The sequence below is a fragment of the Paenibacillus sp. J31R109 genome, assembly GCF_059692055.1.
Genome location: NZ_JCAUAR010000001.1, coordinates 1105367 through 1118321, shown reverse-complemented (window position 1 = coordinate 1118321; position 12955 = coordinate 1105367). Strand labels below are relative to the sequence as shown.

The 12955-nt window shown below is 43.8% G+C and carries 11 protein-coding genes; 10 read left to right on the top strand and 1 reads right to left on the bottom strand.

Features of this window, described 5'->3' with window-relative positions:
* Positions 1-7: 7 nt before the first annotated feature.
* The 3 genes from fsa to AC58QT_RS05045 all read left to right on the top strand — a co-directional run bounded on the left by fsa (position 8) and on the right by AC58QT_RS05045 (position 4461).
* On the top strand, positions 8-676 hold the full coding sequence (gene fsa, locus AC58QT_RS05055; protein WP_497407973.1) for a fructose-6-phosphate aldolase: 669 nt from the start codon (positions 8-10) through the stop codon (positions 674-676).
* Positions 677-712: 36 nt separating this feature from the next.
* Entirely contained in the window at positions 713-2131 is a 1419-nt protein-coding gene (gene gnd / locus AC58QT_RS05050; RefSeq protein ID WP_497407972.1) for an NADP-dependent phosphogluconate dehydrogenase, read from the top strand.
* 224 nt (positions 2132-2355) lie between these two features.
* Entirely contained in the window at positions 2356-4461 is a 2106-nt protein-coding gene (locus AC58QT_RS05045) for a golvesin C-terminal-like domain-containing protein (RefSeq protein WP_497407971.1), read from the top strand.
* A gap of 69 nt (positions 4462-4530) precedes the next feature.
* Here the strand turns inward: AC58QT_RS05045 and AC58QT_RS05040 are convergent, their stop codons facing one another.
* Entirely contained in the window at positions 4531-5316 is a 786-nt protein-coding gene (locus tag AC58QT_RS05040; RefSeq protein WP_497407970.1) for a hypothetical protein, read from the bottom strand.
* Between the two features lie 166 nt (positions 5317-5482).
* Here AC58QT_RS05040 and AC58QT_RS05035 point away from each other — a divergent pair, with 166 nt between their 5' ends.
* The 7 genes from AC58QT_RS05035 to AC58QT_RS05005 all read left to right on the top strand — a co-directional run bounded on the left by AC58QT_RS05035 (position 5483) and on the right by AC58QT_RS05005 (position 12923).
* Entirely contained in the window at positions 5483-6040 is a 558-nt protein-coding gene (locus tag AC58QT_RS05035) for a TetR/AcrR family transcriptional regulator (RefSeq protein ID WP_497407969.1), read from the top strand.
* A gap of 30 nt (positions 6041-6070) precedes the next feature.
* Positions 6071-6847 carry a metallophosphoesterase gene (locus tag AC58QT_RS05030; RefSeq protein WP_497407968.1) on the top strand — a complete coding sequence of 259 codons (777 nt, stop codon included), beginning with the start codon at positions 6071-6073 and terminating at the stop codon, positions 6845-6847.
* 112 nt (positions 6848-6959) lie between these two features.
* Entirely contained in the window at positions 6960-8930 is a 1971-nt protein-coding gene (locus tag AC58QT_RS05025; RefSeq protein WP_497407967.1) for an ABC transporter substrate-binding protein, read from the top strand.
* The gene (locus AC58QT_RS05020; protein WP_497407966.1) at positions 8920-9939 is read left to right on the top strand and encodes a FecCD family ABC transporter permease; all 1020 of its coding nucleotides are present in this window, start codon (positions 8920-8922) and stop codon (positions 9937-9939) included. Before AC58QT_RS05025 ends, AC58QT_RS05020 begins: the two co-directional genes overlap by 11 nt.
* Positions 9932-10936, top strand: a complete 1005-nt coding sequence (locus tag AC58QT_RS05015; protein WP_497407965.1) for a FecCD family ABC transporter permease — start codon at positions 9932-9934, stop codon at positions 10934-10936. Before AC58QT_RS05020 ends, AC58QT_RS05015 begins: the two co-directional genes overlap by 8 nt.
* Positions 10937-11053: 117 nt before the next feature.
* Positions 11054-11575, top strand: a complete 522-nt coding sequence (locus tag AC58QT_RS05010) for a sigma-70 family RNA polymerase sigma factor (RefSeq protein ID WP_497408089.1) — start codon at positions 11054-11056, stop codon at positions 11573-11575.
* Positions 11568-12923 carry a DUF4179 domain-containing protein gene (locus AC58QT_RS05005; RefSeq protein WP_497407964.1) on the top strand — a complete coding sequence of 452 codons (1356 nt, stop codon included), beginning with the start codon at positions 11568-11570 and terminating at the stop codon, positions 12921-12923. Before AC58QT_RS05010 ends, AC58QT_RS05005 begins: the two co-directional genes overlap by 8 nt.
* Positions 12924-12955 lie beyond the last annotated feature (32 nt).

Genomic DNA, 12955 nt, shown 5'->3' with positions numbered 1-12955 from the left:
AATGACAATGAAACTATTTATCGACAGTGCAAATGTAACGGATATCCAAAAAGCTTATAAAGTGGGCGTTCTGTCCGGTGTGACAACGAATCCATCCCTAGTCGCTAAAGAAGGTGTGAAATTTGAGGATCGTATTGAAGAGATTCTCAAATTAGTCCCTAGAGTTGAATCCGTTTCTGCCGAAGTTACACCAGATGCTATTACGGCTGAGGAAATGATTGCGCAAGCGGAAGAACTTATCAAGATTAACAATTATGATAAGAACATAACGATCAAATTGCCCATGACATTAGATGGACTAGAAGCTTGCCGTTACTTAGCTGACAAAGGGGTCAAAACAAACGTAACTTTGATCTTTACAGTCAATCAAGCTTTACTAGCTGCGCGGGCAGGAGCTACGTATGTATCCCCGTTCTTGGGTAGACTCGATGATATCTCCGAAGACGGCGTACAATTAGTCGTGAAAATTGCTGAGTTATTCCGCGTCCACAACTTAGATGCGCAAATCATCGCGGCTTCCGTACGTCATCCCGATCATGTCACTCGCGTAGCCATGGCTGGCGCACATATCGCAACTGTACCATTCAGCGTTATCGAACAAATTTCCAAGCATCCGTTAACGGATCAAGGTCTTGAGAAATTTGCTGCCGATTGGAAAAAAGCTGTTAAAGGCTGAGCTAACCCAACTAGAGACTAACAGGAGGCAATGACAATGAACAAACAGCAAATTGGCGTCGTAGGTTTGGCCGTTATGGGCAAAAATCTAGCCTTGAACATTGAAAGTAAAGGCTTCTCCGTCGCTTTATATAATCGGTCACCTGAGAAAACGCAAGAACTCGTGGCAGAAGCACAAGGAAAGAATTTCATTGGTACGTATAGTGTGGAAGAATTTGTTCAATCACTAGAGGCGCCGCGCAAGATATTAATCATGGTAAAAGCGGGCAAACCAACGGACGATACGATTGATCAGCTAGTGCCTTACCTCAGTCCAGGAGATATTCTCATTGATGGAGGCAATGCCTATTTCCCAGATACACAACGTAGAAATAAAGAGCTGCAAGCCAAAGGATTCCGCTTTATCGGCGCTGGTGTTTCAGGCGGTGAGGAGGGAGCTCTTCATGGCCCCTCGATTATGCCTGGTGGTCAAAAAGATGCGTATGACTTGGTAGAACCCATCCTGACGGCCATATCGGCCAAAGTAAATGGCGATGCTTGTTCGACCTATATCGGTGAAGATGGCGCAGGCCATTATGTCAAAATGGTACACAACGGCATCGAATATGGGGATATGCAATTGATTGGTGAAGCTTATCACTTGCTTAAGGATGTTCTTCACTTATCTACGAACCAACTGCATGAGATTTTCACTGAATGGAATAATGGTGAGTTGGATAGTTATTTGATTGAAATTACGGCTGATATTTTCTCCAAAACAGATCCAGATACGGGCAAACCGATGGTTGATGTTATTCTGGATTCGGCTGGGCAAAAGGGTACTGGAAAATGGACGAGTCAAAGTGCATTGGATCTAGGCGTTCCTTTACCAATCATCACCGAATCTGTATTCGCGCGATTTATTTCAGCTATGAAAGAAGAACGCGTAGCTGCAAGCCAACGTCTGAGCGGGCCAGCGGTATCTAATTATGAGGGAGATTCCAAAGAATTCATCGAAGCTGTTCGTAAAGCTTTGTACGCTAGCAAAATTGCTTCCTATGCACAAGGTTTTGCACAAATGAGAGCGGCATCCGATGAATACAAGTGGAATTTGAATTATGGCAGTATTGCAATGATTTTCCGTGGTGGATGTATTATTCGCGCAAGATTCTTACAAAATATTAAAGATGCCTATGACAGAGACCCTGCACTTAAAAACCTGTTATTAGACGAATATTTCGGTGGCATTGTTAAAAATTATCAAGATGCTTGGAGAAAAGTAATTTCACTTGCAGTTACTAGAGGGATTCCAGTTCCTGCGTTTGCTTCTGCGTTAGCTTATTACGATAGCTATCGGACAGAGCGATTACCTGCTAATTTGCTTCAAGCGCAAAGAGATTACTTTGGCGCACATACGTTCCAACGTGTTGATAAAGAGGGTAGCTTTCACTTTCAATGGATGGACAATAATGAATAACATGTAAAATGGCAAAAAGAGATGGATCACTTATGATCCGTCTCTTTTTTTTAGGAAAAGTTTATAAATCGTTGATTGTATGGCTGTTCATTTTATCTAAATTTTACTAAAATTTTGTGTAAGCGCTTTATTCATAGAGGGGAGGAATGCACAAGGGCAATCGGTTTGCTCGTTTTACGATTGGATTTTGTAAGTTAATACTAGTACTCGAAAGGGTGATCGAGATGATAATTAAGCATGAAATTCAAAGTGCAAAGAAAGTTCTTACGGCTTCGCTAGCTTTACTATTCATTGTGTTAATCTTAGGTTTTGCGCAGTCGGCAAAGGCAGCGTCAGTCATGACGAATACAGACCAAAGCGTTTGGAACGATACGGCAGGTAATCCGATTTGGGCGCAAGGCGGCTGGATGCTTAAGGAAGACGATACATTTCTATGGTATGGCATGGAATATTCCGAATCTGGGGTTAAAAATGTAAACTTGCTCAAATCCACAGATTTGGTGAATTGGACGAAACAAGCAAGCACCGTTCCAAATGGTAAGGGGATCGTTGATTTCAGTACCATCAATCCCAAACTGGATGAGCAGGAAGGGACTTATGCACCTGGAAAAACAAAACGTTATGATACTGGTCAATGGATTGGTAGACCTGTAGTTGCCTATAATAGTGCGAACTCCCAGTATGTCATGATTACAGAGTGGAATAGTTTCGATAATAATATTCCTGTATTTGGACGGAATAAGTTAGCCTTTTTCACGAGTTCTTCAGCCGAAGGTCCATTTACCTTTCAACGATACATTGCGAGACCAAGTGGAAATAGCATGGGCGATTTAGGTTCTATATTCACAGACGATGATGGCAGTACGTACATTACGTTTACGGTGGATGTTGGCACGAATTGGAACGGTGGATTCCAACTTAGTAAATTGACAAGCAATTATCTAGACATTGCGGAAAGCACGAAATTTTTTGGATGGACGGAAGGGAATAAGGAGGCAACAACATTAATTAAGCGTGGTTCCCAGTATTATCTGTTTGCCTCGATGACGAACGGCTTCAAATCAACACCTTCCTACTATTACACAACAAGTAATCTGTCAGGAGCGTGGACGTACAAATGGGATTTACTAACTTCACCAAGTTCAAGCAATTCATTTGATACGCAAATTGACCAAATTCTACCTATCCAAGGAACAGAAGGTTTAATGTATGTCTATCTAGGCGATCGCTGGAGTAATAGTAATTTTAACGGCAGTACAGGAATAGGCAGGAATGGCTGGTATCCGCTTACGTTTAATAGTGCGGGAGTTCCAACCATAAATGGGTATAAAAATTGGGAGATTGATGCAGCTGCTGGTACGTGGACTCCTGTTGTACCGACAGAACCTGTCCTGCAGACATTACTATCGGATAATTTTGAAGATGGCAATGCGCAGGGCTGGACTTCACTTAACGGCAGTTGGTCGGTCGTGACAGATGCAACATATGTCTACGAACAATCCACCAACATTGCGGCTGAGGCAGTTACAACGGCTGGCGACGGATATTGGACGAACTACGACATTCAGGCGGATATTAGCCCGAAATCGGCAACAGCCGGAGCAGCGACAGGCATCATTGGCAGATATGTAGACAATAACAACTACTACTTATTGAGGCTTAGTACGAATCAAGTTCAATTGCTCAAAAAGGTGAATGGGACATTTACAACGCTGGCCTACAAATCCTATACAGTGAACCCGAATACCGTATATAACCTAAAACTCTCAATGAGAGGCAGTACGCTTGTTGGATCGGTGAATGGGGTGAACGAGTTAACCGTCAATGACACCTCACATACGGCAGGCAAAATCGGCATGCGTACTTATAATCAAGTAGCTACGTTTGATAATGTCCTAGTAAAAGGCGTTCAGGTTGAGATCATCGTGGACAATAATGATTCGGCACCTGCTTTCACAACAACGGGTGCTTGGACATCCAGTACATTTGACTCTGGTTACTATAACTCAAGTTATTTTCATGATGGAGCCGCTGCTGCAAACGCGGATAAATCCGCTATATGGAAACCGACAATTACGGAAGCAGGAAATTATAAAGTATTTATGAGATGGCCCGCTGCAGCGAACCGCCCGACATCCGCTCCACTGGAAATTACCTACGGCGGCTTGTTGGATACAACGAAAACCGTCAATCAAACGATGAATGGAAATACATGGGTTGATCTTGGTACTTATGCGTTTACCGCATCCTCTACGAACAATTTAGTTAAGATTATAGCTTCTGCTCCGGGATATACAATCGCTGATGCGGTTAGGTTTCTCAAGCAGTAAGAATGAAGTGACAGTATTCATCATAAAAAAACCATTCCCGGATAAGAAGGAATGGTTTTTTCATTTGATTTATAGCACCTGATTTATAGGTTCAACATCAGGATTAGTGACTGGTTTTTCATTTTCACCATTTTCATCAGTAGGTAATGGAGTTAGAATTTCCTCGTTACTATTTTCATTAGCTTGATTCAAAGTATTCATTACCTTTTGAGAGGTATCCATGATTTTGCCATCTAACTCAGCAGCTTTACTTTTTAGCCGAGCGGAGCGCACAGGGTCACTTGACCAACTTAATGCTTCAGTTTCAAGTGTCAATTGTGCTTTTTTCACACTTTCGACTTGGTTCATTTCGGTATGTGTAGATAGTAATGCGTTCATCGTTTCCGATGAAAGTTGAGGAGTCGTAGATGAATCTGCATCGCTACGAGTACCTTTTTTATCAATCACACCATCGTTTTCTTGATGGTTTTCATCGCTTAAACCTGTCGCTTTGTTGAGCTTTTCATGTTGCAATTGTTGGATTTGTTTATTTAAATCTTCCATTTGCTTATCCATTTGTTCAAGCTCTATTGTCATATCTTCCGGACTAGCACCTCTTTCTAAAGCGCTGGAAATATACTCATTGCGTCGATTTAACATATTTTCTTTTTGTTCCATTAATCGTTCAAGCTGTGGTGTCTTCAAACTATGATTCTTATACAAGTTATGCGCTTGTGGACTTATCGTGAGTGTGTCCTTGTTATCAACTCGTTTGTGCTTATCTAATGTTTGATGAGGATGACTCGGAGGAATGTCAATAGGAACCTCTAACCTTCCAGGCGTACGTTCATTCTTTAGATGTATGGAAATGTTCATACCTAATCTCCTTTTGATCTTGCATGTTGATGCGATATTGTACATATGTGTATAATATAAAGTGAAATTTTGCCATCTACAATTATCAAAAAAGCGATTTCTGTGCCTAATGGCACATTTGGTAACTTAATGTGCAATACGATGATAGAAGACTGGTGATGATAACATGCCCGTGATCGATAGAAGAATTGTCAAATCTCGAGAATCAATCAAAAGCGCTTTTATAGAACTGATGTCTCAGAAAAATTTTAATGAAATTACGATCCAAGATATTTCCGATCGAGCAAATGTCGGTCGAAGAACCATTTATCACCACTATTTAGATAAGTTCGATCTACTAGATAAACTGATTGAAGAACATATCAACGAATTGAGGACAATCTGCGAATCAACTTCAGACTTAGATTTCGTATCAACAAATGTGATGATCTTTGAACATTTTGATCGTAATCAGACATTTTTTTCAACGATGCTCGCAAGCAATGGCGTCACGACATTTCGTAGTCGTCTTCTGGCGTTTCTTATTGAACAATTACAAAACGAAGTAGATATTACCCAAGGAATTAATAAAGGGTTAAATAAAGGGATTATTCTCACATTCTTGGGGACTGCTATTGCAGGAATAATCGAATCGTATATAAGGAATGAAATGACAGAATCACCTAAAGTTGTGGCAGAGCACGTCGGGATGTTATTAGAGCGAAATCTATTCATGACATCCTAAATAAAATTCTTATTGGGAAGGAGGGAGTACTTGGAAGGGAATGTATTGAATTGCCTTTACATATTGCTATTCATCCTTTTGTTCTACATTAGCTTTATCTTACCTACACAATGGCTAAAAATAGAGCGAATCGCATACCCACTTCAGCTTAACTTGAGAATCCTCCAAATTAGTGATTTGCATGTTGAGCGGTTACGTATTAGTCCAGCTAGAATAGCTGCCGTTATCGATAAAGAAAAACCCGATTATATTTTTATAACTGGCGATTTTACCAAGCACCGCAAAAGCCTTCCTAGACTCGAAGCGTACTTAAGAGCGCTGTCTATTTGTCATGTACCTATCTACTGCGTGCTGGGTAACCATGATTATCAGCAGAAAAATGTAACGGAACTTGTCCAACTTTTAAGAAAATATGGGCTTCATTTGTTAAGAAATGAGTCGCTGCATATGGAGAAGTTTGATTTAATAGGTATTGATGATTTCGATTCAGGTAAGAGTGACATGGATGCTGCGTTTCAAACCGTTGATCCCAGTAAACCGAAACTCATTATTACGCACGATCCTAACGTAGTTCTACACATAGATAAAGCATATGACTTTTTAATGGCTGGTCATCTTCATGGTAAACAATTCAATATTCCTTATTTCTTCCAAATAAAAGACGCAGGTAAGTTACCTAGAATGGGTATTTATAAGGGATTGCATAAACAATCGAATGGGGCTTACTACATATCCAAGGGTATCGGCCAAACTGGAATCAATGCTAGATTTTTGGTCAGAAGCGAAATCACCATACATAATTTATGAAAAGAGTACACAGACGCTTCGTCACTCTTCATTCTACTCAATTGATAATGAGAATTATTTTCAATTGTGATATGATATAGGCATAGAATGGAGAGAAAGGAATGACAGATTTATGAAAATAAACGACCATCTCGTGTTGTGGAATCAGGTTCTCATCCGAGTGATGGACGTTCGCCGCATGCTGCTTGAACCTGGTGAAGTGATGCGCGGTTATCGCGTCCCGACAAGCGCTTTCCTATATGTTACGAAGGGCAGTGCCCAGCTTTTTATTGATGGCACTGAAAGCCGAATGCTTCGATACCATGTACTTCATGTAGGGAAGGGACTTAAGCTGGATATTGCGGCCGCTGAGGAATTGGAGTATTTTATGGTGCTGTATAAGGCTATATTGCCACTTCCCAACCGATATGAGCTGGTCAATCTCATGGAGCGGGATAATCCGTTCCAACTGCGCTATAGTTTAGCGCCCAAGTATCCCATCTCTTGGCTGGAGAGGTTGGAGCATATGTATCAGATCTGGCAGGCACCTAGCCCGCTTGATAAATTTAAAGTAAAGACGCTATTCTATCAATTACTTTACGAACTGGTCGAGCAGTTGTACGAGCAAGGTGTCGAAATCATCCAACCGGATCTTGTGAGCCAAGCCGTCTATTATATGGAAGAGCATTATCAGGAAGCTTTGTCACTGGAAGAATTGGCTGACACACTGGAATGTACGTCCAGACAATTGCTCCGTTTGTTTAAGAATCAAATGAATACAAGTCCAATCGATTATCTTATCCAATTGCGGGTGAATAAAGCGAAGGAACTTCTGATTTACACCGACAGAACACTGAAAGAGATTGCTGAGAGTGTCGGCTACGCGGACAGTTATTATTTCAGTCGGATTTTCAAAAAGCAGGAAGGGGTATCTCCCAAAAGATTCAAAGAGTCGTATGACATTGACATTCGTCGCAATAATCCATTCTCGTCGTCGACATATTCCATTGTGGCAGGGGGGCTTAAACGCTATAGTAGTAATGGTTATGAGAATCATTATCACTATAAGAAAGAGGGAAATACACAGATGTATAAGAAGTCTAAAGCTTGGATGACAACGATGGTCGTCATTTGTTTCACATTACTGCTCAGCGCTTGCTCCACGGGGTCCACTACAACGCCTACAACAACCAATGGAGTGACGCCGGTCCCAGCTACTAGCAGCTCACCAACGGCCGCAGTAAATAAGGAAGCTGATACGACGCGAGTCATTAAACATGCAATGGGGGAAACGACAATTAAAGGGACGCCATCTCGTGTCGTTATTTTGACCAATGAGGGGACGGAAGCATTACTGGCAGTCGGCGTGAAGCCGGTTGGCGCTGTCATGTCCTGGTTGGGTGAACCATGGTATGACCATATTAAGAATGATATGCAAAATGTGACAGTGGTTGGGGATGAATTACAACCGAATCTCGAATTGATTGCCAGCTTGAAACCGGATTTGATTATTGGAAACAAGGTGAGACAAGAGAAGATTTACGATCAGTTGAAACAAATTGCACCTACTGTATTTGCAGCTGACTTAGTTGGAGATTGGAAAGTCAATTTCAAACTTTACTCCGAAGCGGTAAATAAGAAGGATGAAGGCGATAAAGCGATGGCTGCATTCGACAAACGTGTAGCAGAAGTAAAAGCAAAGCTTGGGAACAAAGCAGCAACGAAAGTTTCGCTGGTACGCTTCTCAGCGTCTCAGGTGCGCATTTATCAGAAACAGACATTCGCCGGCGTCCTGCTTGGACAACTTGGTATTGCACGTCCTGAGGCACAGGACAAGGACTCTTTCATTGAAGTCTTGAATAAAGAGGCAATCGCCAAAATGGACGGAGATGTCCTATTCTACTTCGTGACGGAAGCGAAAGGGAAGACGGATGCTGCGAATGTGGTGAAGGAATGGCAGAACGATCCGTTATTTAAAAATTTGAATGCAGCAAAAACGAATAAAGTCATTCAGGTCGATGAAGGCATTTGGAACTCAGCAGGTGGCTACAAAGCGGCTAACTTGTTGCTGGATGAGTTGATTAAGTATTTCGATGTCAAATAACTCGGTATCTTTGCTCCACACGCGCCAAAGCAAAATAATTGGATTGATGGCAGGAGCTGTGTTCTTGCTGGTGCTTGCTACAGTTAGTGTATTATTTGGTGCGCGTACTTTTGGGCTTAATGACTTGTGGGAAAGTTACAAGCATTTCGACGGCTCGAACGAGCATTTGATTCTTAGAACGACCCGGGTACCACGTGTGCTGGTCGCAGCTGCCGTAGGCGCAAGCCTAGCGGTAGCGGGCGCGGTCATGCAAGTGTTGACTCGCAACCCGTTGGCGTCACCCTCCATCTTCGGCATTAATGCCGGAGCTTCCTTATTTATTGTCATCGGGCTGGTCCTATACGGATCGTCGCTAACAATGAATTCGATGATTTGGATCGCTTTTGCCGGTGCGCTGTTTGTGGCGGTATGTGTCTACGCGTTGGCGATGCGGGGGAGTTGGTTCGAACCGGTTAAGCTCACACTCGCTGGCGCGGCAATGGGCGCATTTGCTTCATCTATTACGTCAGGTTTAATCCTGATTAACAAACAGTCGTTGGACACAGCTTTGTTCTGGATGATCGGCTCTGTGTCAGGGAGAAAATTAGAGCATTTGCTTGCTGTAGCCCCCTACATGGCGATCGGTGTAGGCCTCTCGCTGCTGCTAGCCAATTCGCTCAACATTATTAAGTTAGGCGAGGAAAGTGCGAAGGGACTCGGCCAACGGGTGACACTCGTCCGGATGCTGTCATCGTTAGCTGTTGTTTTGCTCGCCGGAAGTTCAGTGTCAGCCGCTGGACCTATCGCATTCGTCGGCCTGATCGTTCCGCATCTGTGCCGGTCGCTGATTGGACAAGATCACCGTTGGCTGCTGCCATGTTGCGCCATATACGGAGCAGTGCTGCTTGTGGCAGCAGATCTTGCTGCGCGTTTCGTCTTAATGCCTAAGGAAGTTCCTGTCGGAATTGCTACGGCGATGCTGGGTGTTCCTTTTCTGGTCCATGCGGCAAGGAGGAAGGAACATGACTAGCAAACGCACGCGAAGAGCAGCACTCATCATCCTTAGTTTACTTCTCGGGATGATCGTGCTCGCGATGTTCTGCCTTTCTGTCGGCAGTGTAAATATCCCGCTGAAAGAGGTTTTACGCTCGTTAACCGGCCAAAACATGGGAAGTTCAGAACTTATTCTCTTAAAATTTCGACTGCCTCGAATCCTTGCCGCCATTCTGATCGGGGCCGCGTTGGCGGTGTCAGGCGCTTTGCTGCAAGGGGTGATTCGGAATCCGCTCGCTTCCCCGGATATTCTAGGCGTCACCGGAGGCGCATCGGCGGCAGCTGTTGCCTTTCTTACACTGTTCTCTGGCTATAGCGTTCACTGGGTACCCGTCGTTGCCGTGATAGGAGCGCTGCTCGCGGTCCTGATCAATTACACCTTGGCTTGGAAGCGAGGTGTATCGACCTACAGGCTTGTACTCATTGGCCTTGGACTCTCGACCGCATTGGGAGCAATTACCATGTTTCTCCTCATTAGCGGGCCAGCTTATTTGGCGGCTCAAGTGCTAAACTGGATGACGGGCAGCATCTACGGGATAAGTTGGAAGTACGTTCAGGTTATATCTCCTTGGATACTTGTCTTTATGCCGTTATCCTTTGTATTTGCCAAAGAACTAACGATTCAGACCCTTGGTGATGCAATGGCTACGGGGCTTGGCAGTCGAATCCAGATTACCCGCATCATCGTGCTGCTCTACAGCGTAGCACTTGCCGGTGCTGCTGTTGGTGTAGCGGGAATGATTTCCTTCCTTGGCCTCATGGCCCCACATATTGCTCGCAGACTTGTAGGTAACTCCTATTCGTTCGTGATACCTGTTGCGGCTTTAGTTGGGGCGATATTGCTACTATTGGCTGATTTGGCCGGTAGAATGCTGTTCATGCCGCTTGATATTCCAGCAGGTGTATTCACAGCGGGGATCGGAGCCCCGTTCTTTTTGTACTTATTATTCAAACGTAAGTCGATTCATTCATAATAAGATGACCTTAGTCACCTGGTGTTAGTTGCCCGGTGGCTTTTTTTATCACGAACCAAAACCGTTTCCATCTTTTTGCAGTCTAATAGGTAGGAAAACGGCAAGGAGGGGTTTTGGCTGGATACGAAAGATTGGGTAGCAGCAGCAAAAGCAGGAAAAGAAGAGGCCTTCCTTGCGTTACTGGAAACGCGAAAGGAGCGGCTGTTTCGGATTGCGATCGGTTACTTGCATAATGAAACGGATGCATTAGATGCCGTTCAAGAGACGGTATGCCGAGCTTTCCAAAACCTGAAAAAGCTGAAGCAGCCCGAGTATTTCGATACTTGGCTTGTACGCATTTTACTAAATGCCTGTGCGGATGAATATCGAAGGAAACGAAAGATGGCTTTTACAGGAAAAGAATCGAAAGGCGCAGGTTTTGAAGATACGAGCGACACGAGGGTCAGCCTTCGTCAAGCCGTGGATCAGTTGCCGCCTGAGCAGAAAGAAATCATTATTTTAAAATACTATCAACAGTTTACATTGAGCGAGGTCGCAGCATTGCTCGAATGTCCGGAAGGTACGGTCAAAACAAGACTGCATAAAGCGCTTGTCAAGCTGCGGAAAACACTTGGCGAGGAGGTAACTTGCTTTGCTTAAACCTGAGAATGGATTGGAAGAGCTTTTACAGGAAGAAGGGGCGAAACTACAGACAATTGCGATACCATCGCAACTGGATGAAGTGATTCGACAAGGCATGGTCGTGTCGAAAAGACGGAACCGTCAACGTGCTGGTCGACGTTATGCTACTGCAGTAAGCATGCTGATCGCGGGAATGTTTTTACTTGGCATGGTACGCGTATCTCCTGCATTTGCTTCATTGGTTGCGGGACTACCCGGCCTATCGGGTATAGTCACTTTGGTGGCTGGCGACAAAGGGCTCCAAGGAGCTGTCAGGAGCGAATTCGTACAGCCGGTGGATGCTAGCGACAGCCATGTCGGCGTCACGTTTACAGTGCAAGGTATAATCGCCGACGATACCCGGTTAAATGTATTTTTCACTATGAAAATGCCATCTGCTGTAGAAACGATACCTTACGATCATCTCCGGGTATATGATGCCGATACAGGAGAAGATCTTCCAGTTGGAATCGGTTTTGGTTATGCAGCGACAGGTGCACATGGGAAGCCAAGACAGGAATTTCTAGATAGGATGGATATCACGTTATCCGCTGGTCAAAAGATGCCCGAGCGCGTTGGGGTTAGTTTTAAGTTGATGCCATTCGAAAATCAAACATGGAACGCAGTCATTCCCATTGATAAAGCACGTTTTAAAGGGTTGAAAGAAACGATTCCGCTTGGGCAAACGGTTACTGTCGATGGTCAACGTGTACTGTTTAAGGAAGCCACGATTAATCCCACAAGCATTCAAGTAGAAGTTGCATTTGACGCAAGTAATTCGATGAAGCTATTTGGAATAAATGACTTACGAATTGTAACGGATACGGGGGAGGAACTACGTAATCAAGGCTGGTTTGGTAATCAAGACGGTGGACAAACACTGCAGTTTGAGAGTGCCTTTTTTTCCAAGCCGAAGCATCTTGTATTAAAAGGCAGCCGCATCATGGCGCTAGATAAATCGAAACTGGAAATGCAGCTCGATTTGGATGAGCAAAGAATCGTGCAAGCGCCAGACGATAAAGTTCGAATCATAACCGTAGATAAAGTTGCTGATGATCATTATAGCATTGTATTAGGTGTCCGATCGGATCCGGATCGAGACCATTTCGGGTTTTCCATTCTTGATGGAAAGGTTCATGATGCGAAGGGGACAGAGTTTCAATGGGGCAGCTATCGTACGACCTCAACCTCAACGAACGAAGGCGGGATGGAGAGTATGATTAACTCTCAATTAATCTTGGATAAACCTTATACAAATCCATTCACATTTGAAATCACGAATTATCCATCTTGGATCGAGCAACCTTTTGAAATCAAGTTGAAGTAAACGGATCCCGGTGAATCGGGGATTTCAATCCA